Origin of the sequence: Streptomyces sp. NPDC051963 (assembly GCF_044593495.1) — a bacterium.
Taxonomy (GTDB): domain Bacteria; phylum Actinomycetota; class Actinomycetes; order Streptomycetales; family Streptomycetaceae; genus Streptomyces.
Genome location: NZ_JBIUCC010000003.1, coordinates 146,342 through 168,672, shown reverse-complemented (window position 1 = coordinate 168,672; position 22,331 = coordinate 146,342). Strand labels below are relative to the sequence as shown.

The window sequence follows — 22,331 nt, the reverse complement described above, 5'->3', positions numbered from 1 at the left end:
GCATAGGAAGAACTGTTGCGGCCGGACGAACTGAACCGGCCAGCAAGCCGCTCAGCCGTCCCCGGCCCGTGTTCAGGAGAGTGCCATGACCGGCGTTTCCACGCTCGACCGCCCCCCACAGCCGTCGGCGCCCACCCGCTACACCGTGACCGTGGCCCGTACGGAGGACGACGTACGGGCCGCGCAGCGACTGCGGCACGACGTCTTCGCCGGCGAGATGGGCGCCCTGCTGTCCACCCCGCAGCCGGGTCACGACATCGACGCCTTCGACGCGTACTGCGACCACCTGCTGGTCCGCGACACGATCACCGACCAGGTCGTCGGCACCTACCGCCTGCTGCCCCCGGACCGCGCCGCGGTCGCCGGGCGGCTGTACTCGGAGGGCGAGTTCGACCTCTCCCCGCTCGACCCGATCCGCCCGGGCCTCGTCGAGGTCGGCCGCTCCTGCGTCCACCCCGACCACCGGGACGGCGCGGTCATCGGTCTCATCTGGGCCGGCATAGCGCGATACATGGTCGCGGGCGGCCACGAGTGGCTCGCGGGCTGCTGCTCCATCCCGCTCGCCGACGGCGGCGCCGTCGCGGCCGGCACCTGGGACCGGGTGCAGGACAAGTACCTCGCCCCGGAGGAGTACCGGGTACGTCCGCTGCTGCCCTGGAGCGCGGAGGGCGTGGCCCGGCCCGCCACCCGCACCGAGCTGCCGCCCCTGCTGCGCGGCTACCTCCGCCTCGGCGCCTGGGTCTGCGCGGAGCCCGCGCACGACCCGGACTTCGGGGTCGCCGACCTGTACGTGCTGCTTTCGATGCGCCGGGTCAACCCGCGCTATCTGAAGCACTTCCTCTCCCTCGTACCGGCCTGATGAACGTCATACGTACGGGGCTGCCGCACCGCCTCCGCCCGGGCGCGGCCGTCCTGCCCGCCGGGCGGGCGCCGAAAGCGCGGCGCGAGCGCGGGGCGGCGGCCGTGCCCCGCCCCGTCATCCCGAGCAGCGCCTGGCTGCCGGCCGCCCCCTGCTCCCCGCAGGTCTGCGTCACGTCCGTCCGGTCCCTGACGGACGTGCCGCGCGCCGTGCTGCGGATCGGGGCCATGCTGGCGGTGCTCCTGTTCGGCATCATGCTGATGCCGGTGTTCGGGAGCATCCCCGCGTCGCGGCGCTCCGGCCTGGTCCGGTACTGGGCCCGGACCGTCGTACAGGCCGCCGGTATCCGCGTCCGCATCACCGGTGCGGCGGCGCCCACCGGGGGACTGCTGCTCGTCGCCAACCACATCTCCTGGCTGGACATCCCGCTGCTCGCCGCCGTCCGCCCGGCCCGGATGCTCGCCAAGGCAGAGATCCGGAAGTGGCCGGTGGCGGGTGGGCTCACCGCGGCCAGCGGGGCCGTGTTCATCGAGCGGGACCGGCTGCGCGCACTGCCCGAGACGGTCGCCCGTATCGCCGAGGCGCTGCGCGGCGGTGCCGCGGTGGTGGCCTTCCCGGAGGGCAGCACCTGGTGCGGCCGGGCCCAGGGCCACTTCCGCCGGGCGGTGTTCCAGGCCGCGCTCGACGCGGGCGTCCCCGTCCAGCCGGTCCGTGTCCACTACCGGTTCGACAACGGACCGTCGAGCACCGCGCCCGCCTTCGTCGGCGCGGACTCCCTGCTCTCGTCGCTGTGGCGGGTGGTCACGGCTCGCGGACTCGTGGCCGAGGTCGAGATCCGGGACGAGATCCCGGCGGGCAGCCACCCCGACCGCCGGGCCCTCGCCCATGCCGCCCAGCCCGGCCCGATGGGCGGCGAACTGGAATGGGCCCATGTCGCCGTGGTGTCCGAGGAGTCACGGGCACGGACCCGCGGGGCAGCCGCGCCGACCCCACGACGGGGCAGCGGTCCCGAGGGGCTGGCGGTCCCGCAGCGCGGTTGAACACTCCGCGAGCCGCGTTCGGCATGCGGCTCCGCCGCGGCGCCCGGACCCGCTCAGCCCTGGGGCAACGCGCGGGCGAGATAGGGAGCCGTCGCGCTCCGCCCGCGCCACCACGGCCGGTGGCCCCGCCGCGACGATCCGCCCGCCCGCGTCACCGCCGCCCGGCCCGAGGTCGATCACCCAGTCCGCGCCCGCGACGACGGACATGTCGTGCTCGACGACGACCACGGTGTTCCCGGTGTCGACCAGGCCGTGCAGCTGACGCATCAGCACCTCCACATCGGCCGGGTGGAGTCCGGTCGTCGGCTCGTCGAGGAGGTAGAGGGTGTGGCCGCGGCGTCCGCGCTGCAACTCAGCTGCCAGCTTGATCCGCTGGGCCTCCCCGCCGGACAGCTCGGTGGCGGGCTGGCCGAGCCGCAGATAGCCGAGCCCGACGTCGAGCAGGGTGCGAAGGCTCCGCGCGACGGGCGGAGTGTCGGCAAAGAACTCGGCCGCCGCCTCGACGGTCAGGTCGAGCACCTGCGCGATGTCCCGTCCCCGGTACGTCACTTCGAGCGTCCCGGGGTTGTAGCGCGCCCCGCCGCAGTCCGGGCACGGCGCGTACGTGCTCGGCAGGAACAGCAGCTCCACGCTGACGAACCCTTCGCCCTGACAGGTCTCGCACCGCCCGCCCGCGACATTGAACGAGAACCGCCCGACCCCGAACCCGCGCTCGCGGGCCGCGTCCGTCGCCGCGAACGCCCTCCGTACGACGTCGAAGAGCCCGGTGTACGTCGCCAGATTGGAACGCGGCGTCCGTCCGATCGGCCTCTGGTCGACCGACACCAGCCGCCCCACGCCCGCCGCACCGTCCGTGATCTCGCCGATGAGCGTGGACTTCCCGGACCCCGAGACACCCGTGACGGCGGTGAACACGCCGAGGGGGAACTCGGCGGTGACGCCACGCAGGTTGTGCCGGGTGACCGGTCCGATCTTCAACTGACCGTGAGGTGTACGCAGTTGACGCACCGTCCCGGATGGGCGTCCGAACAGGAAGCGCGCCGTCGCCGACTCCGCCACGGACGCCAACTGCGCCACCGGCCCGCTGTGCAGCACCTGCCCGCCGTGCTCCCCGGCGCTCGGGCCCACGTCCACGAGCCAGTCGGCGCCGCGCACCACGTCCAGATGGTGCTCGACCACGAACACCGAGTTCCCGGCCGCCTTGAGCCGCGCCAGCACCGTCAGCAGCGCCTCCGTGTCCGCCGGATGCAGTCCCGCCGACGGCTCGTCGAGGACGTACACGACACCGAACAGCCCGGACCGCAGCTGGGTCGCGAGCCGCAGCCGCTGCAACTCGCCCGCCGAGAGGGTGGGCGTGGCGCGGTCGAGGCTGAGGTAGCCGAGGCCGAGTTCCAGGACCGGGCCGATACGGGACGTGAGGTCGGCGGTGAGCACACGGGCTGCCTCCGACCTCCCCTCCAGCGACGCGGCCAGCGCCGCCAGCGGCAGCGCGGCCAGCTCGGCGATCGTACGGCCCGCGAAGGTCACGGCCAGTGCCTCGGGACGCAGCCTGCTGCCGCCGCAGGCCGGACAGGGCGCACCGGCGAGGAACCGCTCCGCCTTGGCCCGCAGCGTCGCGCTCCTGGAGTCCGCGAAGGTCTTCATCACATACCGGCGGGCGCTCATGTACGTCCCCTGGTACGGCCGTTGGATGCGATCCGCGTCCCGCACCGGATGGACCGTGACGACCGGCTGCTCGTCGGTGAACAGGATCCACTCCCGCTGGTCGGCGGGCAGCTCGCGCCAGGGCCGGTCCACGTCGTACCCGAGCGTGTCGAGGATGTCGCGCAGGTTCTTCCCCTGCCAGGCACCCGGCCAGGCGGCGATCGCCCCGTCCCGGATCGACAGCGACGGATCGGGGACCAGCAACTCCTCGCTCGTACGGTGCACTTGACCCAGCCCATGGCACTCCGGGCACGCCCCGGCCGCCGTATTGGGGGAGAACGCGTCCGAGTCGAGCCGCTCGGCCCCCGGCGGATGGTCGCCGGCCCGGGAGAACAGCATCCGCAGGGAGTTCGACAGATTCGTCACCGTGCCCACCGACGAGCGCGACGTCGGCGCCGAGCGGCGCTGCTGGAGCGAGACGGCAGGAGGCAGACCGGTGATCTCCCCGACCTTCGGCGCCCCGACCTGATGGATCAGCCGGCGCGCATACGGCGCGACCGACTCGAAGTAGCGCCGCTGCGCCTCGGCATAGATCGTGCCGAACGCCAGCGACGACTTCCCGGACCCCGACACACCGGTGAACACCGCCAGCACGTCCCGGGGGATGTCGACGTCCACACCCTTGAGGTTGTGCTCGCGGGCGCCGCGGACGCGTACGTACGGGTCATGGGGATGGTGCGGGTCGTGCATGAGGGGGACTCTAGCCGGAGGTGATCCGGGCCAGCCGCAGGTAGGAGTCCAGCAGCGCCTCGCGGTCGTACGTGCTGGTGGTGACCAGGACCTCCTGCGCGCCGGTCTCCTTCAGCACCGTCTCCAGTTCGTGGGCGACCTGTTCCTCGGTTCCGGCGAGATGACCGGTGAGCCCGGACTCGAAGAAGCCGCGCTCCTTGGCGGTCATGGTGAGGGTCTCGACGCGTTCGGCGGGCGGGAGCGGCGGGAAGGTGCCGTGGGTGCGGGAGTACGCCATCGACCAGGCCTCCGGGATCAGGAGTCGCCGGGCGGCCTCGGGGGTGGCGGCGACGGCGATCGTGCCGGAGATGACGACGTACGGTTCGCCGGCCCAGGGGGACGGTCGGAAGTCGGCGCGGTACTGGTCGATGCCGCGCTGCATCTTCTCGCGGTTCCTGAGGTCGCCGATCACCATCGGCAGCCCCGCGCGGGCGGCGATCGTGGCGCCCTCGCCCATGGCCAGCACGAACGGCGGCACGGTCAGGCCCTCCGCGGGACGCGCGTGCACACCCGTCGGGGACGTACCGGCGAACCAGCCCAGCAACTCCTCGAGTTGGGCCGCGAAGTCCTCGGCATCCTCCTTGTCGCGCCCCAGCGCCCTGCGCACGCCGTCCGTGAAGCCCACGGACCGGCCGAGGCCCATGTCGATCCGCCCCGGGAACAGGGATTCCAGCACCCCGAACTGCTCGGCCACGACCAGGGGCCGGTGATTGGGCAGCATGACGCCGCCCGTCCCGACCCGGATGGTCCGCGTGGCCCCTGCCACGGCGGCGGCCAGCACGGTGGGCGCGGAACCGGCGACACCGGGGACGCCATGGTGCTCCGAGACCCAGAAGCGGTGATACCCGAGCTCTTCCAACTCCTGCGCGAACCCCACGGTGGCGCGCAGCGCCTCGGCATCGGTGCCGCCCTCGCGGGTGCGGGAACGGTCGAGCACGGAGAAGCGGGTCGAGGCGATCAGGGAGCTCATACGGGGTTCAACGCCCGGGTGACGGTGACATTCCCGCGGTCACCCGGCGTTACGTCCGATCAGGCTTCGGGACGCAGCAGTCCACGCTCGTAGGCCTTGACCAGATGCTGCGGTACGAGGTGACGGACGCCGTCGACCGTGACCGGGACCAGCTGCGCGGTCGTGGCCTTCCATTGCGAGCGGCGGTGCCGGGTGTTGCTGCGGGACATCTTCCGCTTGGGGACAGCCATGGGACTCCTACTTCCGAGCAGTGCGGGGTGCCCTGTGGCGGGCGCCCCGCGACGCTATATGAAAATGGATCCCATTAACAAATGGCGGCTCGCGGCTTGGCTAGGGTGAGTGGTGTGACAGAAAGCAACGAGCGTCCGTTGGCCGTGTTCGACCTGGACAACACCCTCGCCGACACCGCGCACCGGCAGCGGTTCCTGGAGCGCAAGCCGCGTGACTGGGACGCCTTCTTCGCCGCGGCGCCGCAGGATCCGCCGATCGCTCAGGGCGTGGCGCTGGTGCTGGAGAGTGCCGAGGAGTGCGAGGTCGTCTATCTGACGGGGCGGCCCGAGCGCTGCCGGCGCGACACGAGGGACTGGCTCGCGGCGCAGGGGTTGCCGGAGGGGCAGATCTTCATGCGGCGGAACGCAGGGCGGGCGGGTGGGAGAAGGGGTGACTACCGGCCCGCCCGGCAGGCCAAGCTGGAGATTCTGCGCCGGCTCGCGCGCACCCGGGAGATCCGTGTGCTCGTGGACGACGACGAGTTGGTGTGCGCGGACGCCGAGCGGGCCGGATTCGCCGTCGTACGGGCGCGCTGGACCGCCCCTTCCGCCGCCCTGAATGTGGCGCAGGAGCGGGAGGGGCGGACCTGAGCTTCCCCAGAGACCCGGCGGGTCAGCCGGTGTCCTCCAAGCGGAAGCCGACCTTCAGGCAGACCTGCCAGTGCGCGATCTGACCGTTGTCGAGTTGCCCACGGACCTGTGTCACCTCGAACCAGTCCAGGTTGCGCAGGGTCTGTGAGGCGCGGGTGATGCCGTTGCGGATGGCCTGATCGACGCCTTCGTGCGAGCTGCCGACGATCTCGGTGACTCGATAGGTGTGGTCCGACATGCGGGTGCTCCTCTCCGCGAGGGCGACATGCTTGTCACACGTCATTCCACCGTGCCTCAGGCGGCGGCGGAGCGCGAGCCGTCCGTCATCGCACCACGCTCAGTGACAGCGCGAACCGGCCTTCGCCGTCCGTCCACCAGTGGGCCAGGTCAAGGCCCGCCGCGGACAACTCGGCGCGCACGCCCTCCTTCCGGAACTTCGCGGACACCTCCGTGCGCATCTCCTCGCCCGCCGCGAAATCGATGGCGAGGTCGAGCGCGGGCACTTTCACGGTCTGCGCGGTACGGGAGCGCAACCGCATCTCGATCCACTCGTTCTCCGCGTCCCAGAGCGCCACATGGTCGAACGCGCCGGGATCGAAGTCGGCGTCGAGTTCGCGGTTGACGACGGTCAGTACGTTCTTGTTGAACGCCGCCGTCACCCCGGCCGAGTCGTCGTACGCACGCACCAGGACCTGTTCGTCCTTGACCAGGTCCGTGCCGAGCAGCAGCGCGTCGCCGGGGGAGAGCAGGGCGCGGATCGAGGCGAAGAACGCCGCTCGTTCCGCAGGGAGCAGGTTGCCGATCGTGCCGCCCAGGAAGGCCAGCAGCCGCGGGCCCGGCGTGTCCGGCAGCTCCACCCGGGCGGTGAAGTCGGCGATCAGCGCGTGCACGCTCAGCCCCGGCCGCTCCTCGATGAGCGCGTGCCCGGCCTGGGTGAGGGCGCTGTCGCTGACGTCGACGGGGACGTACGTGTGCAGCTCGGTGAGCGCGTCGATGAGGTAGCGGGTCTTCTCGGAGGAGCCGGAGCCCAGTTCGACCAGGGTGCGGGCGTGGGTCGCGGCGGCGATCTCCGCGGCCCGGGAGATGAGGATCTCCCGTTCGGCGCGCGTCGGGTAGTACTCGGGCAACTCGGTGATCTGCTCGAAGAGTTCGCTGCCGTGGGCGTCGTAGAACCACTTCGGCGGAAGTGTCTTGGGGGTGCGGGTCAGGCCGTGCAGGACGTCGGCGCGCAGGGCGGCGTCGGTGGCGTCCTCGGGCAGGGTGCGGGTGAGAAGGAACGGGCTCACGTACGGGGCTCCTTCGGTGGTGCCGTTGCTATGTCGCCGGTTGGGTCCTTGAGCGGCGTGAGCAGCACGTCGGTGCGGCTCGCTGTGAGGAGGGTGCGGTCGGGGACCTCTTGCCAGTGCGGATCGTCGTCGTAGGGCTCGGAGGCCACGACCGTGCCGGGGCCCGAGCGGTACCAGAGGGTGTCGCCCCAGGCGGTCGCGGCGATCGTCTCGCCGTCCGTGAGGAGCAGGTTGAGCCGGGAGCCGGGGGCCGCCGCGGCGACCTCCGGCACGGTGTCGGAAAGGGCCTGCCCCGGATCGTCCCCCGCGCGCAGCCGGGCCAGGACCAGCGCCCAGACCAGCGCCGAGTCGCAGCGGGCCTCCAACGACAGCAGGTCCGCCGCGGGCAGTTGCCGGGCCGGCGGGGCGAGCGAGCCGGGCCAGCCCTTGACGGCGCCGTTGTGACTGAACAGCCACCGGTCCGCCGCGAACGGTGCCGCCGCCGCCTCCCCGTCCGCGCCCGCCTCGGTCGCGTCGCGGACGGCCGCCAGCAGAGCCGTCGTACGGATAACCCGGGCGAGGTCGGCGAAGGACAGGTCCGCCCAGATGGGTCCGGCCCGACGGTAGCGCGCCGGGACCGGGTCCCCCTCCGCGTACCAACCGACCCCGAAACCATCGGCGTTGACCGTCCCGTGCCGCTGCCGCCGGGGTGCCCACGACTGGACGTACAGGCTGTGCGCAGGCTCCGTCAGCAGACGGCCCACCGACATTTCTGGCCCGACATAAGCCAGATGACGGCACATCAGACGTCTCCCGAGCGGGCCGTGCGGAACCCGCAGAAGATCTGCCGCCGGATCGGATAGTCCCAGTTGCGGAACGTGCCCCGGCAGGCCACCGCGTCCACGGCGAACGCACCGCCGCGCAGCACCTTGTGGTCGGGGCCGAAGAACACCTCCGAGTACTCCTTGTACGGGAACGCCTGGAACCCCGGGTACGGCAGGAAGTCGCTCGCCGTCCACTCCCAGACATCGCCGATCAACTGCCGTACGCCGAGCGGCGATTCACCCTCCGGATAGCTGCCCGCCGGGGCCGGGCGAAGGTGCCGCTGGCCGAGGTTGGCGTGTTCCGGCGCCGGATCGGCGTCGCCCCACGGATAGCGCATCGAGCGGTCGCCGGCCGGGTCGTGGCGGGCGGCCTTCTCCCATTCCGCCTCGGTCGGCAGCCGGCGCCCGGCCCAGCGGGCGTAGGCGTCGGCCTCGTACCAGCTCACGTGCAGCACCGGCTCGTCGGACGGTACGACCTCGGTCACGCCGAAGCGGCGGCGCAGCCACTGCTTGCCGTCGCGGCGCCAGAACAGCGGTGCGTGGATCGAGTGCTGCCGGATGTGGGCCCAGCCGTCCGCGGCCCACCAGCGGGAGTCGTCGTAGCCGCCGTCCTCGATGAACGCCTGGTAGGCGCCGTTCGTCACCGGGGTCGTGTCGATGTAGTACGGCGCCACCTCGCGCCGGTGCGCCGGACGTTCGTTGTCCAGCGCCCAGGGCTCGGTGGAGGTGCCCATGGTGAACGGGCCGCCGGGGACGAGGACTTCGGCCGGACCGGTGAACAGGGGGACCGGGTCCGGGTCCGGGGCGGTGAGCGCCTGCGGGCCCTTGCGGAGCTGATGGGTGATCAGCATCGTCTCGTCGTGCTGCTGTTCGTGCTGCGCGATCATCCCGAAGGCGAACCCGGCATCGGTGAGCCGGGTCCCGTGGAACTCGGTGCTCTCCAGCACGTCCATCACCCGTCCGCGCACCTCCGCCGCGTAACCGCGGGCCTCGGCGGGCGGCAGCAGGGGCAGCGAGGGGCGCTCGGCGCGCGGGTGCTCGAACGCGTCGTACAGGCCGTCGATCTCGGGCCGCATCGCCTCGCGGCCGCCGACGGTCCGCAGCAGCCACTGCTCTTCCTGGTTGCCTATGTGGGCGAGGTCCCACACCAGGGGGGACATCAGCGGTGAGTGCTGCGCGGTGAGGTCGGGCTCCTCGACGCAGGAGGTGAGGAGTGTGGTGCGGTCGCGGGCCGTGGTGAGGGTGGCCAGCGCCCGTTCCCGGAGCTTCTCTACATCGGGGTCGGTCATGTGCGGATGTCCTTCTCGTGCGGGGGGTGGCTGGTGCCGTCAAGCCGGTCCAGGAGGTCGTCGGCGGGGCAGCGGCCCTGGGTGACATAGCGGTCCAGGTACGCCCGGACGGCGTTCGTGACCTGAGTGGTGGCGCCGAGCCTGGGCAGTGCGTCCAGCGCGGCCGCGAAGCAGACGACGGCCGCCTCGTGCAGCTCGGAATCGGCCAGCCCGTACCGGGCCGCGTCGAGCCAGAGCGGATTGTGCGGCGCGGGCAGCGACAGGGCGCGCTCGGCCAGCGGTTTCACGGCTCGGTACGCGGTCTCGGCGGCCTGTGCGTCGTCGAACAGCGCCGTCGTCACGGCGAGCGGCACGATCCACCCGTCGTCGCCGGGCTGCGCGTCGATCATGCGCAGTTCCAGATGGCCGCGCGGTCTGACCGGTGGGAACAGGGTCGTGATGTGGTAGTCGAGGTCCTCGTGGGTCGGTGGTCGCGGGGTGGCCGATCTGGTCCACTCCCGGAAGGTCATCCCGTCCGGGACGTCCCAGGGGCCGCCGTCCTGTCGTACGCACATCACCGGCGCGTCCAGCACATGCCGGGCCCAGGTGGCGCGCGGGTCCCCGTCCAGCGGGGGCGCTCCCGCGCGGCCCGCACCGATCTCGATCCACAGCAGCTGCCGGGTGGAGCGCCATCCGGTGGGCCGCCGTGCGGCGAGCGGGGAGTTGGCGAACGCGGCGAGCAGTACCGCGCCCAGCTGGTGCGCCAGCCACCAGCGCCGCCCGTGCCCCAGCGGGCCGGGCTCCTCGTAGCCGGCGTCCAGGCAGACCTGCACCGATGCCGAGGTGCACATCATGGCGCGGCCGGCCGGACCGGTGCGGTCGAAGTAGGTCTCCATGGCGTCGTACCGCGGTTCGTGCAGGAACCGGCGGGGCGAGTGCCAGGGGTCCTGGCCGACGCCGACAAGGCCGAGATCGTTCTCGGCGAGCACCGCGCGGACGGCGTCCAGGTCGGCGGCGACGGTACCGATGCACTCCATCAGGGAGGCGGCGGGCGGCGAGCTGAGCTCCAGCTGGCCGCCGGGCTCGACGGTGAGCGCCGACCTCAGAGGCACGGTACGCAGTGCGGCGTAGGCCGCTTCGAGTCGTTCGGGTGTCACGGGGAGCTGCGGTGTGTGCAGCTCGTGGACGAACCATTCCACTTCCACCCCGAGGGTGCGGGGTGGACCGGTCTTGAAGCAGATGCCGCGGACGAGCGCTTCGACCTCGGCTTCGGAGACAGCTGTACGAGGCCTCGTACAGCCACTTGCCGAATCGGACATGTCGGGATCCTCCTGAGATTCCACCACGCCACCGGCCCGGCTTTCGGGTGGGCCGGGGCGAACACCCGATCTACCCAAGACCCTCGCGTCGCTCCGCACAAGGGGGCGTTCCGGCACGTTCGGGACCCGTAATCTCTGCGTCCCGAGCGCTTGTCCGGGCGTTTCCGGGGGCGGAAAACTCTGTTGCACCGCATGACCAGCATCGCTCACGATGCGTACATGAGCACCACGGGGGAGCGCGCGGGGCGCGCGCTCATGACGCCTACGGGGGTGGCGCCATGAGCGCGCGCCTGCGTGGTGTCGCACGGGAGACGGAGAGAATCGTGGCGGCGGGCGCGTACCGCGCCTCCGACGGCCGCGAGGTGTCCGTCGCCGCGGCGATCGAGGCCGCGCGGCAAGGCACGCGGATGTGCGGGCCGGACCCGGTGCCGGTGGCTCCGTCGACTCCGGTGGACACGTTCTTCGAGGTCACGGGCGAGAGCAGCCTGGAGGCGGCCCGCAGGCTCGGCCCCGGAACGGCCGTCCTGAACTTTGCCTCGGCCCGCAACCCGGGCGGCGGCTTTCTGAACGGCGCCCAGGCCCAGGAGGAGGCCCTGTGCCGGGCTTCGGCGCTGTACACGTGCCTGGCGGGCGTGCGGCAGTTCTACGACCACCACCGCGCCCACCGCGACCCCTTCTACACGGACCGTGTCATCCACTCACCCGCCGTACCCGTCTTCCGCGACGACCGCGGCCGGCTGCTGGACGAGCCGTACACCGCCGGATTCCTGACGGCGGCGGCGCCGAATGCCGGTGTCGTGCTGCGTACGGCGCCGGAGCGCGCGCAGGAGCTGCCTCGAGCCCTGTCGGTACGGGCCGAGCGGGTGCTGGAGACGGCCGCGGCGAACGGCTACCGGCGGCTGGTGCTGGGCGCCTGGGGCTGCGGGGTGTTCCGCAACGATCCGGAACAGGTGGCCGGTGCGTTCCGCGGGCTGCTGGCCGAGGGCCGTTTCGCCGGGTGCTTCGAGCACGTGGTGTTCGGGGTGCTGGACCGCACTCCGGGTGCCGTGGTGCGAGCGGCGTTCGTACGGGTGTTCCCGGAGCGTCAGTTCCAGCCGTAGCGCAACCGCAGCCGGTGCACCACGAGGTTGAACCGCATCCGGTCGAGCGCGCAGGCCTCCCGGCGCATGCCCTCCTCGTGCAGCCGTAGCATCCGGTCCACGTCGACCCACGAGTCGCGCCCCGACTTGTCCCACGGCCCGTTCCCGATCGGCACCCACTCCCGATCGCCGTCGTGCCGCTTGCTGGACAACTGCACGGCGAGAAACGTGCCGGCGGCCTCGCGGGCGACCACGAGCACGGGACGGTCCTTGCCCCGTCCGTCGTTCTCCTCGTACGGCACCCACGTCCACACGATCTCCCCGGGATCGGGGTCGCCGTCGTGCGCGGGCGAGTACTCGGTGCGCACCTTGCCGACCTCACGGGGGTCGGCCTCGGTGGTGGCGGACGGGCCGAAGCGGCCGGGGATGTCATCGGTCGGTGCACTCACCCGGCACACAGTAGAGGGTGACTGCGGGCCCCCGGCAACGAGGGCCCGCGGTCGTTCAGTTCCCGTCCTTCTCCACCGGCACCTGCTGCACGGGCGGTTTCGCGAGCCCGTTCGGCGTCGGGGCCCCGTTCGGGCTCTGCCCGTTCTGGTTCATCGACGCGAGGAGCTGGCGGGCCAGCCCCAGCCCCGTGCCGCCCATCGTGAGTGCCTTGGCGAGCATGTCGGCCATGCCGTCGGCGCCGTTGAGCACCACCATGTTGTCGACACTGCCGAACGCGCTCGCGCCGGCCTTCACGATCTCCGGCCAGTTCTCCGCGAGTTGCTGGGCGACGACCGCCTCCTGGTTCTCCGCCAGGGCGGCGGCCCGCGCCTTGATGGCGTCCGCCTCGGCCAGGCCCTTCGCCCTGGTCGACTCGGCGACCGCGATCCCCCTGGCCTGGGCCGCGGCGGCCTCCGCCTCACCCGTGGCCTTGGTCGCCGTGGCGGCCGCGGCACCCCGCGCCCTGGTCGCCTCCGCCTCGGCGCCCGCGGCCGTCTTGACCCGGGTGGCCTCGGCGGCGGCAGCGAGCTCGGTCTCCTTCGCCTTGGCCTGCGCGGCAGAGATCCGCGCGTCGCGTTCCGCCTCCGCCAGCGTCCGCTTCTCGTACGCCTGCGCGTCCGCGGGCTTACGGACGTCCGCCTGGAGCTGCTGCTCGCGGCGGTGCGCCTCCAGCTCGGCGACCCGCGTCTCCTGGACGACGACTTCCTGGCGGGACGCGGCATCGGCGAGCGGCCCTGCCTGACGCGCCTCGGCCGCCGCCTTGTCCCGCTCCGCCTGGTAGCCGGCCTGGAGGATCTCGCTGTCCCGGGTGGCCTCCGACATCCGGGCCGCGGCCTGCTGTTCGGCCTCGGTGGCACGCCGGTTCGCCTCGGCCTGCGCGATGCGCGCGTCCCGCTGTACGGCGGCGGCGTGCGGCATGGCGAGATTCTTGATGTACCCGGTCGGGTCCTCGATCTCGTGGATCTGGAGCGAATCGACGATCAGACCCAGCTTCTCCATCTCGGTACCGCACGCGGCCCGGGTCTGCCCGGTCAGCTTCTCCCGGTCCCGGATCATGTCCTCGACCGTCAACCCGCCCACGATGGACCGCAGATGACCGGCGAAGACGTTGTGCACCCGCTCCGACATCAGCTTCTGCTGGTCCAGGAAGCGGCGGCCCGCGTTGGCGATCGACACGAAGTCGTCGCCCACCTTGAAGATGACCACGCCCCGCACCTTGAGCGGAATGCCCTGGTGGGTCACGCAGTCAACGGACAGTTCGGTCTCGTTCAGGTCGAGGGAGAGCTTGCGCACCGCCTGCACCCCGGGCAGCACCAGCGTGCCGCGCCCGGTGACGATGCGGAATCCCATGCCCTCCTCAAGGCCCTCGGTCCGGTGTTTGGAACCGGAGATGATCAGCGCTTCGTTCGGTTCCGCGACCCGCCACATCATCTTGAACAGACCGATCACAACGAGGACGGCAACGACCGCCACCCCCGCAACGACGCCGACAACCATCGGCACACGCCCCCTTTTGCATGGTGCCTTTCAAGCACCGAATGAAGGGGAGTGTGCGCCTGTCCAGGGCCGGGGTGAAGGCGCTGACGGATCCTTGTCACAACCTTGACGCATACGGCTCTCACCTGCGCAGGTGCGGGCTCAGCTGTCGTATGCCGCCTGCACGTAGACGGTCCTCGGCGGCAGATATTCCACGACCATCACCACCGTGCCGCGCTCGATGCGGTCCGTCCCGGAGGCGGGGTAGGCGAGAAAGTGCTCGGCGCCCCCGCGCACGCGGACGATCACCTCGCCGACGAGCCCGGGCCCGATCGTCCCGGTGACCCGCCCCATGAGCCCGACCATCGACGCATCGTCCATGGTCACAGCGTACGGGCTGCATGGTCACCGCGTGATGGGCCGAACACCCTTACCCCGCCGGGGAATCAGCGGTGGTCTGGTGCGGCGGCCACCGCTCGTGCCAGCGCAGGTCCGCCTCCAGCTGGGCGGCGAGGGACACCAGCAGGGGCTCGCTGTTCGCCGGGCCGAGCAACTGGGCGCCGACCGGCAGTCCGCCGGGCGCGAAGCCCGCGGGGACGTTGACGCCGGGCCAGCCCAGCACGTTCCACGGCCAGGCGTACGGACAGGCGGCGATCATGGCCCGGTCGGTGGCGAGGCCGCCGAGGTTCAGCATCGAGCCGATGCGCGGCGGGGGAGCGGCCGTCGTGGGCGCGAGGATGACGTCGTACGACTCGAAGAACGCGCCGATACGGCGGTGCAGGACCGCTTCGGCCCGCCGGGCGGCACGCAGCGGCGGCCCGCCGAGGAGCCGGCCGAGCCGGGCGGCGTCCCGGGTGCGCCGGTCGAGGAGGCCGGGGAAGGGCACGTCGCGGACGCGCTCGGCGATCCCGGCGGTCGCGCGGGGGACGAAGGTGAGGCCGATCTGGCCGTACGGGGGGTCGGCCTCCTCGACGGTGTGCCCCAACCGGCTGAGTTTCTCGGCGAGTTCGACGACTCGGCCACGGACCTCCGGAAGGAGCCGGGCGGGCAGGGCGGTGAAGGGAGGTTTCAGGGAGAGCGCGATGCGCAGCCGTCCGGGGTCGCGGCCCACCGCCTCGGACAGGTTCAGCGTGGGGGGCCGGTGCGGGTCCTGTGCGTGGTTGCCGCTCGCCGCGTCGAGGAGCAGGGCGGCGTCGGCGACCGTACGCGCGAGGGTGCCGTTGACGGTGATCCCCTGGAACGACTCGCCGCGCGGCCAGGTGGAGATGCGCCCGCGCTGCGGCTTGACCCCGATCAGATGGGTCCAGGACGCCGGAATCCGCACCGAACCGGCGCCGTCCGAACCGAGTGCGGCCGGCACCAGACCCGCCGCGACCGCGGCCGCCGAACCACCCGACGAGCCGCCCGGGGTGTGCTCCGGATGCCATGGGTTGCGGGTGGCGCCGAAGGACGGTCCCTCGGTGAACGGCCACTGGCCGAGCTCGCACGTGTTGGTCTTGCCGACGATCACGGCTCCGGCCGCGCGCAGCCGCCGTACCGCCTCCCCGTCCTCGGCGACCGGCGGGAACTCACCCGGACAGCCGAACGCCGTCGGCTCCCCGGCCACGTCCATGTCGTCCTTGACGGCCACGGGCACCCCGAGCAGCGGCCGGCGCACACCGGACGCCAGCTCCTTGTCGGCCGCCTCCGCCTCGGCGAGCGCCGCCTCGGCCCGTACGATCCGAAAGGCGTTCAGGGATCCCTGGCTCGCCTCGATCCGTGCCAGCGCCTCGGCCACCATGGCGCGGGACGTCACCTCCCCGTCGGCCAGCGCACGGGCGGACTCCGCGAGGCCTGCGGCGCGGTCGAGCGTCATACGGGACACCTCCGGAAGCACGTTGTCTACCGAACGGTAACGTCCGTGGGGCGGTGACGGAACGTCCCTGGCGGAGCGTCACTTCCCGGGATTTCACACGGGGCTCACCGAGTCGTGTCCAAGGCATTGACGGCTCTGCACCTCACCCCTACTTTCTGACCGACTTGCCGAACCGTGTTCGGTATTTCGTACGCCCGTGCTGTCGGGCCAGTGTCTTAGGGAGAGCCGCCCGTGACCACCACACGTCCCCCCACGCCGTCCCGCCGCACCCTCCTGCGCGCCATGGCCGTCCTGCCCGTCTCGGCGCTCGCCGTGGGCGAAGTGCCCGGCCTGCTCGGCACGGCCGCGGCGGCCGCACCGCCGAACGGCTCGGCGACCCGCTACACGATCGTGCCGTTCCTCAACAGCAACGACGGCACGGTGAACGTCTATCAGTCGGACGACGCCACCGATTTCCGCCTCGCGAAGGCATCCGCCTACACACCGCCGAGCAACCGCATCCGCGACGCCGGCGTATTCCGGCACACAAACGGCTACTACTACATCACCTACACCACGCACACCTGGCAGGACACCAGCACCACCATCGGCTTCGCCCGCAGCTCCGATCGCCTCAACTGGACCTTCCTGTACGACTACACGGTCCCGATCGCCAACCTGTCCCGCGCCTGGGCGCCGGAGTGGTTCGTCGACAGCGACGGCAGTGTGAACGTGATCGTGTCCTGCTCGACGGCCAACGACGAGTGGATCTTCACGCCTTACCTGCTGAAGGCGACCAACTCGGCGCTCACGGCCTGGAGTTCACCGGTGGCCCTGTCGGGCATCGGCGCCAACCACATCGACACGTTCCTCGTGAAGTCCGGCTCGACGTATCACGCCTTCACGAAGAACGAGACCACGAAGTACATCGAATACGGCACGGCAACGAGCCTCACCGGCCCCTACACCATCAGCCGGACCGGCAACTGGGCCGGCTGGGGCGGCACCCGCGAGGGCCCGGCGCTGGTGCAGCTCGACAACGGCGGCTGGCGCATCTTCTTCGACGGCTACGGCGACGGCACGTACTACTACAGCGACAGCTATGACACCTTCGCCACCTGGTCCGCCCCGGCCGCACTGCCCGCCGTCTCCGGTACGGCACGCCACTTCACGGTGATCAAGGAGACGGTCACGGGCGGACCGACCCTGGCCAAGGGCATCACCCGCTCCTTCCAGTCGGTCAACTACCCCACCCGCTACTGGCAGACGCAGTCCTCCCTGCTCAACCTCCCCGTGGTGAGCGGCTCCAGCACGACGGCGGAGAGGCAGGCGGCCACGTTCTCGGTGGTCGCGGGCCTGGCCGACGCGAACGGCTACTCCTTCCGCGACGCGTCCGGCAACTATCTGCGCCACTACGACTTCCGCGCCCGCTTCGACGCGAACAACGGGACGACCACGTTCGCCAGGGACGCCACCTTCATCGCCCGCACCGGCACGAGCAGCGGTGCGCTGCGCTTCGAGTCCTACAACTACCCCGGCCACTACCTGCGCCACTACAGCTACCAGCTGCGCGTGGACCGCTCGGACGGGACGGACGTCTTCCGGCAGGACAGTTCTTTCGTGCCGGTGGGTGCCTGGGCCTGAGCTGCGCGCGCGTTGCTGCCGTTTGCCTATTGGGCAAATTAAATCGCCCTGTGGGTTGACCTCGTGTGGTGCCCGGCCGATCCTGGGTGCATCCGCAGGGACCCGCGACTCGCAGGAGGAAGAGCAGCATGGCGACGTTCGTACTGATCCACGGTTCCTGGGGTGGAGGCTGGGTCTGGGACCGTATGCGGCCCGTCCTGGAGGACGCCGGCCACCGAGTTCTGACCCCCACGCTCACCGGGTTCGCCGAGAAACACGATCTGTCCGGGCCGCACGTGGGGCTCTCCCGCAATGTCCAGGACGTCGCCGACCTGCTCACCGCAGAGCAGGTCGGCGACGCGATCCTCGTGGGCCACAGCTACGGCGGCATGGTCATCACCGGGGTGGTGGCCCTTGTCCCGGACCGCATCGGCCAGTTGGTGTACGTGGACGCCTTCGCCCCCACCACCGGCGAGTCGGCCTTCACGGTGCTGCCCTGGCTGGAGGACGCGTTCGTGGCCCCAGAGGGGGGCCCGGACTGGGAGGTCGCCCCGCTGGACCCGCGCGCGCTCGGCGCGGACGAGGAGGGTGCCACGTGGTTGGAGGGCCGGCTGACCCCCATGCCTCGCCTCACCCATGCCGAACCGCTGGGACCCGGCAGCGAGGAGGTCCTCGACGGCAAGCAGGTGACCTACGTCCACTGCGCGGCCCAGGAACTGTTCAACGACACCGCTGCCGCCGTCACCAAGCGCGGGTTCCGTGTGGTCACCCTCGATGAGGTCACCCACGTCGAGGTGCTGGTGCAACCGCAGGTATTGGCCCGCGAACTGCTGCTGCTTCCCTGACGGTTCGGCGAAGGTCAGCGCCGGGGCTTCTGCGACGGAACCGGGTGGTGCATCGGCATCGTCGCGGCAGTCGACGCGACCAGCACGGTGGCGGGCTTCTCGCCCTTGTTGGTCAGCCGGTGCACCTTCGACGAGTCGAAGTGAAGGGAGTCGCCGGAGCCCAGGGTGATGTCCTTGCCGGCCAGACGGAAGAGCACGTCGCCCGACACCACGTGCAGCCACTCCTCGCCCGCGTGCTTGGCGTCCTTGGTCGACTTTCCGGGCTCGACCTCCACACGGATGACCGCGATCGTCGAACCGGGGCCGCTCAGGACGGTGTAGTGCCCGTCCTGCCCGGGGTGCTCGACCGCATCGCCGGCTCGTACGAGGTGGAAGTCCTCCTGCTCCTGCTCCTGGATCAGCTCACTCACCGAGATCCCGTACACCCGGGCGATCTGGAGGAGGCTGCCGATGGACGGCTGCCGGTGCCCCTTCTCCAGACGGGAGAGGTGTGTGACGGAGATGCCGGTCTGCTCGGACAACGTCACCAGCGTGATGCCGCGTTCGCTGCGCAGGTCCTTCAGTCGATGACCTACCCAGGTGTCCACGTCGTCCTCGTGCGCCATGGCGGTAAGATACACGCCTCACAGGCAAAGCACGTTGCCGAGTTGGCGAATACCGGAACGTGACCCGCCTCCCCCTCACCGCCCGGCAAGGATCGCGGCCACCCCGGATTCGAACCGCTCGTCGAAAGACGTCGGCGCGAGATGTCCGGCCACCCGGTGGAGGGAGGGATGGGCCGCCTCGGAGATCGCGCCCGCCAGGATGTCGCCCAGCGGGCGCTGGTCGACCGCCTGCTCCTCCTGAGTCAGGCCCAGGGTGAAGTAGATGACCGCCCACGCCGTCCATGCGGCCTCGCGGTCACCGGGGCCGCACTTCAGCAGCGCCTCGACCAGGCTCTCCGCGAAGCGCAGGGTGTGCGGCTCGGCGGCGAAGGTGCCCACCACCAGTGCGGCGCCGTCGCGATGGGACAGCAGGGCGCGGCGGTAGCGGCGGGTCAGCTCGCGGGCGCGCTCCTCGGGGGCGGACGGCAGGTCGGTCAGCGGGATTTCGCCCAGCACGGCGTCCGCCATGAGCTCCAGCATCCGGGCCTTGGTCTTCACATGCCACTGCACGGTGTTGATCCGTACACCGAGGCGGTCGGCGACCGCTCTCGTGGACACCGCGTCCAGGCCCTTTTCGTCCAGGAGGGTCAGCGCCGTACGGATCACCGTGGCCGGGTCCAGCCGGTCGCCCTGTTGCTTATTGGTCACCGACCTAGTTTACTGCAAAGACAACCCCTTGGTCACTGACCTAGGGCTGTTGCGGCAATGCATACCTGGTCGCTGACCAAGAAAGGGTGATCGTATGGAGACACAACAGGTCGTCATCGCCGGAGGCGGTCCCGTCGGGCTCTGGCTCGCCGCCGAACTGCGGCTGAACGGCATCTCCGTCACCGTCCTGGAAGTACGCACCGAGATCGACCAGCGCTCCAAGGCGCTCACCGTGCACCCGCGCGGCGTCGAGGTGCTGGCCTCACGCGGGATCCACCAGCGGTTCCTCGACGAGAGCCTGAAGATCTCCACGGGTCACTTCGCCAACCTGTCCAACCGGCTCGACTTCTCCGTCATGGACACCTCGTTCCCGTACACCCTGTTCATCCCCCAGGCCCGCACCGAGGCGCTCTTCGAGGAGTACGCCCTCGGGCTCGGCGCCACCGTCCGGCGCGGGCACCGCGTCACCGGCTTCACCGAGCACGCGGACTCGGTGACCGTGTGGGTGGAGGGGCCGGAAGGACCGTACGAGATCCAGGCCGAGTACATCGCCGGCTGTGACGGCACCAAGAGCACCGTGCGCGAGGCCGCAGGCATCGGCTTCCCCGGCACGCCCTCCACCTACCTGGGCTGGCTCGGCGATGTCCTCTTCGACAACCCGCCCCCGCCCGGTTTCAACCGTTTCAACGAGCGCGGCGGGCTGATGATCATCCCGCTGCCGGACAACCAGTGGCGCATCGCCGGCACCAGCGCCGACGGGGCGACCACCGAGTGGCCCGGCGACCTCACGATGGACGAACTGCGGCAGAAGGTCATCGACATCGCCGGTGACGACTTCGGCATGCACGACCCGTCGTGGCTCTCCCGCTTCGGCAACGCCACCCGGCTGGCCACCCACTACCGGCGCGGACGCGTCGTACTCGCGGGCGACGCGGCCCACCAGCACTACCCCACCGGCGGCGTGGGCATGAACGTCGGCTTCCAGGACGCCTTCAACCTGGGCTGGAAGCTGGCCGCGACGATCAACGGCTGGGCCTCGGACGGGTTGTTGGACACCTACCACACCGACCGCTATCCGATCGGCGAGCAGTTGATGGAGCACAGCCGCGCACAGACCTATCTGTTCCACGCCTTCACACCCGAGGGGCTCGCCCTGCGTGATCTGCTCAGCCGGATGGTCCCCCAGTCACGGGAGTTCAGCGACGTACTGGCCGGCCGCCTCACCGCGCTCGACGTCGCCTACCCGAGCACTGACCCGACGGCCCACCCGGTGACCGGCACCCGCGCCCCCGACCTCACCCTCACCGGCTCGGAGGGCACCCTGTTCGGCGCGCTGCGGGCGGACTCGTACGTCCTGCTCGATCTCACCGCCGACGGTGCGCTCGCGGGCCGCGCCCAGGAGCGGATCACCGTGCACGGAGCGGCGCCCGACCGGACACGGGACGCCTGGGAGGACGTACGCGCCGCACTGATCCGGCCCGACGGGCATGTCGCCCTGGCCTGGACGGAGCAGGACGACACCAAGCTGGCGGCCTACGTGGACGCAGGCGTCGCCACCGCGCTCGGCCGTTAGGAAGGGATCGGGTTCATGGATCTCGGACTGAAGGACAGGGTGTACGTCCTCACCGGTGGCACGCGCGGGCTGGGTTACGCCGTCGCGCGCGAGCTGGTCGCGGACGGGGCCAAGGTGGTCGTCACGGGCCGCGACGGGAAGCGCGCCGTCGAGGCGGCGGCCGAGCTGGGGCCGAACGCTGCCGGAGTCGCCGTGGACAACTCCGACGCACAGGCACCGGAGCAACTGATCGCCACCGCACGGGAGTTGTTCGGCGGCTTCGACGGCATCCTCGTCAGCGTCGGCGGACCGCCCGCGGGCAACGTCGCCGACAACACCGACGAGCAGTGGCAGGCGGCCTTCGAGTCGGTGTTCCTGGGCGCGGTACGGCTCGCCCGGGCGGCGGCCGCGGAACTCGGCGAGGGGGGCTCCATCGGGTTCGTCCTGTCCATCACGGCGCACGAGCCGACCCCCGGGATGGTCATCTCCAACGGACTGCGGCCCGGACTCGCCGGGTTCGCCAAGTCGCTCGCGGACGAGCTGGGCCCGCGCGGAGTCCGCGTGTTCGGCCTGCTGCCGGGGCGGATCGGTACGGACCGCATGCGCGAGCTGGACGGACTGTCCCCCGATCCCGAGGCCAGGCGAGCCGCCAACGAGTCCGGGATTCCGCTACGGCGGTACGGGGCGCCGCAGGAGTTCGGACGCGTCGGCGCGTTCATGCTGTCGCCGGTGGCTTCCTATGTCACCGGGGTGATGCTGTCGGTGGACGGCGGGGCACGGCGCGGTTTCTGACGCCGCGGGGCGCGGGGCGCTTGCACAGCCCCCCGCGCCCCTGTTCTGGAGCATCGGCACCAGGACGGGCCTCAGGCCAGTACCGCGAACCCGTCGACCTCGATGAGCCACTCGGGCATGCCGAGCGTCTGCACACCGAGGAAGGTGCTGGCTGACACCGGCCATGTGCCGTCGAAGGCGCGTTGACCCGCGGCGAAGATGGGACCGATCAACTCGGGTCTGTGGCCGACGACATGAATCGTGTTCTTGATCAGATCGCCCGCGGTGGCGCCCGCGGCTTCCAGGGCGGCCCTGAAGTTGCGAAAGGCCTGTTCGGCCTGTGCTTCATGGTCTCCCGGTCCGACGAGGTGACCGTCGGCGTCGAGCGCGATCTGCCCGGCGATCGCGATGAAGCGGCTGCCCGTGCCGATCGCCGCGTGGGTGTAGAGGCCCTGGACCGGGGGCGCGACCGTGTCCGGGTTGACTCGTTGAACTGACATTGCGTCTCCGCTCTCGTTTCGGGGTCGGCGCA

The 22,331-nt window shown here is 71.2% G+C and carries 23 protein-coding genes; 8 read left to right on the top strand and 15 right to left on the bottom strand.

The genetic code is table 11. From position 1 onward, the window contains the following. The first annotated feature begins 85 nt into the window (after positions 1 to 85). Positions 86 to 859 (top strand): GNAT family N-acetyltransferase, encoded by a 774-nt coding sequence (locus tag ACIHFB_RS13345; RefSeq protein ID WP_400126846.1) that lies wholly within the window; start codon positions 86 to 88, stop codon positions 857 to 859. Further along, positions 859 to 1,899, top strand: coding sequence for a lysophospholipid acyltransferase family protein (locus tag ACIHFB_RS13340; protein WP_400126845.1), 1,041 nt, complete (start codon positions 859 to 861; stop codon positions 1,897 to 1,899). Before ACIHFB_RS13345 ends, ACIHFB_RS13340 begins: the two co-directional genes overlap by 1 nt. On the opposite strand, the gene ACIHFB_RS13335 is transcribed toward ACIHFB_RS13340, so the two are convergent. The 3 genes from ACIHFB_RS13335 to rpmF are packed head-to-tail and all read right to left on the bottom strand — an operon-like array spanning position 1,813 to position 5,532. Beyond that, positions 1,813 to 4,293, bottom strand: a complete 2,481-nt coding sequence (locus ACIHFB_RS13335; protein ID WP_400126844.1) for an ATP-binding cassette domain-containing protein — start codon at positions 4,291 to 4,293, stop codon at positions 1,813 to 1,815. The two genes, ACIHFB_RS13340 and ACIHFB_RS13335, sit on opposite strands and share 87 nt — an antisense overlap. A 10-nt stretch (positions 4,294 to 4,303) precedes the next feature. Further along, entirely contained in the window at positions 4,304 to 5,302 is a 999-nt protein-coding gene (locus tag ACIHFB_RS13330) for an LLM class flavin-dependent oxidoreductase (protein WP_365280030.1), read from the bottom strand. A gap of 59 nt (positions 5,303 to 5,361) precedes the next feature. After that, positions 5,362 to 5,532: a 50S ribosomal protein L32 gene (rpmF, locus tag ACIHFB_RS13325; protein WP_400126843.1), complete on the bottom strand. Its 171-nt coding sequence runs from the start codon at positions 5,530 to 5,532 to the stop codon at positions 5,362 to 5,364. A gap of 114 nt (positions 5,533 to 5,646) precedes the next feature. On the opposite strand from rpmF, the gene ACIHFB_RS13320 reads away from it, so the two are divergent. Next, on the top strand, positions 5,647 to 6,162 hold the full coding sequence (locus ACIHFB_RS13320) for a hypothetical protein (protein ID WP_400126842.1): 516 nt from the start codon (positions 5,647 to 5,649) through the stop codon (positions 6,160 to 6,162). Between the two features lie 22 nt (positions 6,163 to 6,184). Here ACIHFB_RS13320 and ACIHFB_RS13315 read toward each other — a convergent pair whose 3' ends face one another. The 5 genes from ACIHFB_RS13315 to egtA all read right to left on the bottom strand — a co-directional run bounded on the left by ACIHFB_RS13315 (position 6,185) and on the right by egtA (position 10,838). After that, positions 6,185 to 6,400, bottom strand: a complete 216-nt coding sequence (locus ACIHFB_RS13315; RefSeq protein WP_400126841.1) for a dodecin — start codon at positions 6,398 to 6,400, stop codon at positions 6,185 to 6,187. An 85-nt stretch (positions 6,401 to 6,485) separates the two neighbouring features. After that, positions 6,486 to 7,448: an L-histidine N(alpha)-methyltransferase gene (gene egtD, locus ACIHFB_RS13310; RefSeq protein ID WP_365280018.1), complete on the bottom strand. Its 963-nt coding sequence runs from the start codon at positions 7,446 to 7,448 to the stop codon at positions 6,486 to 6,488. Beyond that, positions 7,445 to 8,230 (bottom strand): ergothioneine biosynthesis protein EgtC, encoded by a 786-nt coding sequence (gene egtC / locus ACIHFB_RS13305; protein WP_365280015.1) that lies wholly within the window; start codon positions 8,228 to 8,230, stop codon positions 7,445 to 7,447. The genes egtD and egtC overlap by 4 nt, the downstream gene beginning before the upstream one ends. After that, complete coding sequence (egtB, locus tag ACIHFB_RS13300) at positions 8,230 to 9,540, bottom strand: ergothioneine biosynthesis protein EgtB (RefSeq protein ID WP_400126840.1); 1,311 nt, start codon at positions 9,538 to 9,540, stop codon at positions 8,230 to 8,232. The genes egtC and egtB overlap by 1 nt, the downstream gene beginning before the upstream one ends. Next, positions 9,537 to 10,838, bottom strand: a complete 1,302-nt coding sequence (gene egtA, locus ACIHFB_RS13295; RefSeq protein ID WP_400126839.1) for an ergothioneine biosynthesis glutamate--cysteine ligase EgtA — start codon at positions 10,836 to 10,838, stop codon at positions 9,537 to 9,539. Before egtA ends, egtB begins: the two co-directional genes overlap by 4 nt. Before the next feature lie 278 nt (positions 10,839 to 11,116). Here egtA and ACIHFB_RS13290 point away from each other — a divergent pair, with 278 nt between their 5' ends. Further along, positions 11,117 to 11,938, top strand: a complete 822-nt coding sequence (locus tag ACIHFB_RS13290; protein WP_400126838.1) for a TIGR02452 family protein — start codon at positions 11,117 to 11,119, stop codon at positions 11,936 to 11,938. Here ACIHFB_RS13290 and ACIHFB_RS13285 read toward each other — a convergent pair. The 4 genes from ACIHFB_RS13285 to ACIHFB_RS13270 form a co-directional block, all read right to left on the bottom strand. Next, a complete protein-coding gene (locus ACIHFB_RS13285; protein WP_365280004.1) occupies positions 11,923 to 12,366 on the bottom strand; it encodes a type II toxin-antitoxin system PemK/MazF family toxin in 444 nt (147 codons plus the stop codon). The genes ACIHFB_RS13290 and ACIHFB_RS13285 overlap by 16 nt on opposite strands. A gap of 55 nt (positions 12,367 to 12,421) precedes the next feature. Continuing rightward, positions 12,422 to 13,909, bottom strand: coding sequence for a flotillin family protein (locus ACIHFB_RS13280; RefSeq protein ID WP_400126837.1), 1,488 nt, complete (start codon positions 13,907 to 13,909; stop codon positions 12,422 to 12,424). A 135-nt stretch (positions 13,910 to 14,044) separates the two neighbouring features. After that, positions 14,045 to 14,263 carry a hypothetical protein gene (locus ACIHFB_RS13275; protein ID WP_030044637.1) on the bottom strand — a complete coding sequence of 73 codons (219 nt, stop codon included), beginning with the start codon at positions 14,261 to 14,263 and terminating at the stop codon, positions 14,045 to 14,047. A 49-nt stretch (positions 14,264 to 14,312) separates the two neighbouring features. Continuing rightward, a complete protein-coding gene (locus ACIHFB_RS13270) occupies positions 14,313 to 15,737 on the bottom strand; it encodes an amidase (RefSeq protein ID WP_365279998.1) in 1,425 nt (474 codons plus the stop codon). A gap of 282 nt (positions 15,738 to 16,019) precedes the next feature. On the opposite strand from ACIHFB_RS13270, the gene ACIHFB_RS13265 reads away from it, so the two are divergent. Together ACIHFB_RS13265 and ACIHFB_RS13260 are read left to right on the top strand one after the other, a co-directional pair. Next, on the top strand, positions 16,020 to 17,360 hold the full coding sequence (locus ACIHFB_RS13265; protein ID WP_400127144.1) for a glycoside hydrolase family 43 protein: 1,341 nt from the start codon (positions 16,020 to 16,022) through the stop codon (positions 17,358 to 17,360). 128 nt (positions 17,361 to 17,488) lie between these two features. Continuing rightward, entirely contained in the window at positions 17,489 to 18,184 is a 696-nt protein-coding gene (locus ACIHFB_RS13260; RefSeq protein WP_400126836.1) for an alpha/beta fold hydrolase, read from the top strand. 14 nt (positions 18,185 to 18,198) lie between these two features. On the opposite strand, the gene ACIHFB_RS13255 is transcribed toward ACIHFB_RS13260, so the two are convergent. Together ACIHFB_RS13255 and ACIHFB_RS13250 are read right to left on the bottom strand one after the other, a co-directional pair. After that, on the bottom strand, positions 18,199 to 18,789 hold the full coding sequence (locus ACIHFB_RS13255) for a cupin domain-containing protein (protein ID WP_365279993.1): 591 nt from the start codon (positions 18,787 to 18,789) through the stop codon (positions 18,199 to 18,201). 75 nt (positions 18,790 to 18,864) lie between these two features. Then, positions 18,865 to 19,476 carry a TetR/AcrR family transcriptional regulator C-terminal domain-containing protein gene (locus ACIHFB_RS13250; RefSeq protein ID WP_365279991.1) on the bottom strand — a complete coding sequence of 204 codons (612 nt, stop codon included), beginning with the start codon at positions 19,474 to 19,476 and terminating at the stop codon, positions 18,865 to 18,867. Between the two features lie 94 nt (positions 19,477 to 19,570). On the opposite strand from ACIHFB_RS13250, the gene ACIHFB_RS13245 reads away from it, so the two are divergent. After that, a complete protein-coding gene (locus tag ACIHFB_RS13245) occupies positions 19,571 to 21,049 on the top strand; it encodes an FAD-dependent monooxygenase (protein ID WP_400126835.1) in 1,479 nt (492 codons plus the stop codon). Positions 21,050 to 21,064: 15 nt separating this feature from the next. Beyond that, positions 21,065 to 21,820: an SDR family oxidoreductase gene (locus ACIHFB_RS13240; protein WP_400126834.1), complete on the top strand. Its 756-nt coding sequence runs from the start codon at positions 21,065 to 21,067 to the stop codon at positions 21,818 to 21,820. Positions 21,821 to 21,891: 71 nt separating this feature from the next. Here ACIHFB_RS13240 and ACIHFB_RS13235 read toward each other — a convergent pair whose 3' ends face one another. Further along, complete coding sequence (locus ACIHFB_RS13235; RefSeq protein ID WP_365279984.1) at positions 21,892 to 22,299, bottom strand: Rid family hydrolase; 408 nt, start codon at positions 22,297 to 22,299, stop codon at positions 21,892 to 21,894. Positions 22,300 to 22,331 lie beyond the last annotated feature (32 nt).

Bases quoted from the DNA above. Each gene is read 5' to 3' on its own strand.
- ACIHFB_RS13345 (WP_400126846.1), top strand. From the start codon at position 86: ATGACCGGCGTTTCCACGCTCGACCGCCCCCCACAGCCGTCGGCGCCC.
- ACIHFB_RS13340 (WP_400126845.1), top strand. From the start codon at position 859: ATGAACGTCATACGTACGGGGCTGCCGCACCGCCTCCGCCCGGGCGCG.
- ACIHFB_RS13335 (WP_400126844.1), bottom strand. From the start codon at position 4,293: ATGCACGACCCGCACCATCCCCATGACCCGTACGTACGCGTCCGCGGC.
- ACIHFB_RS13330 (WP_365280030.1), bottom strand. From the start codon at position 5,302: ATGAGCTCCCTGATCGCCTCGACCCGCTTCTCCGTGCTCGACCGTTCC.
- rpmF (WP_400126843.1), bottom strand. From the start codon at position 5,532: ATGGCTGTCCCCAAGCGGAAGATGTCCCGCAGCAACACCCGGCACCGC.
- ACIHFB_RS13315 (WP_400126841.1), bottom strand. From the start codon at position 6,400: ATGTCGGACCACACCTATCGAGTCACCGAGATCGTCGGCAGCTCGCAC.
- egtC (WP_365280015.1), bottom strand. From the start codon at position 8,230: ATGTGCCGTCATCTGGCTTATGTCGGGCCAGAAATGTCGGTGGGCCGT.
- egtB (WP_400126840.1), bottom strand. From the start codon at position 9,540: ATGACCGACCCCGATGTAGAGAAGCTCCGGGAACGGGCGCTGGCCACC.
- egtA (WP_400126839.1), bottom strand. From the start codon at position 10,838: ATGTCCGATTCGGCAAGTGGCTGTACGAGGCCTCGTACAGCTGTCTCC.
- ACIHFB_RS13290 (WP_400126838.1), top strand. From the start codon at position 11,117: ATGAGCGCGCGCCTGCGTGGTGTCGCACGGGAGACGGAGAGAATCGTG.
- ACIHFB_RS13275 (WP_030044637.1), bottom strand. From the start codon at position 14,263: ATGGACGATGCGTCGATGGTCGGGCTCATGGGGCGGGTCACCGGGACG.
- ACIHFB_RS13270 (WP_365279998.1), bottom strand. From the start codon at position 15,737: ATGACGCTCGACCGCGCCGCAGGCCTCGCGGAGTCCGCCCGTGCGCTG.
- ACIHFB_RS13265 (WP_400127144.1), top strand. From the start codon at position 16,020: ATGGCCGTCCTGCCCGTCTCGGCGCTCGCCGTGGGCGAAGTGCCCGGC.
- ACIHFB_RS13260 (WP_400126836.1), top strand. From the start codon at position 17,489: ATGGCGACGTTCGTACTGATCCACGGTTCCTGGGGTGGAGGCTGGGTC.
- ACIHFB_RS13255 (WP_365279993.1), bottom strand. From the start codon at position 18,789: ATGGCGCACGAGGACGACGTGGACACCTGGGTAGGTCATCGACTGAAG.
- ACIHFB_RS13245 (WP_400126835.1), top strand. From the start codon at position 19,571: ATGGAGACACAACAGGTCGTCATCGCCGGAGGCGGTCCCGTCGGGCTC.
- ACIHFB_RS13240 (WP_400126834.1), top strand. From the start codon at position 21,065: ATGGATCTCGGACTGAAGGACAGGGTGTACGTCCTCACCGGTGGCACG.
- ACIHFB_RS13235 (WP_365279984.1), bottom strand. From the start codon at position 22,299: ATGTCAGTTCAACGAGTCAACCCGGACACGGTCGCGCCCCCGGTCCAG.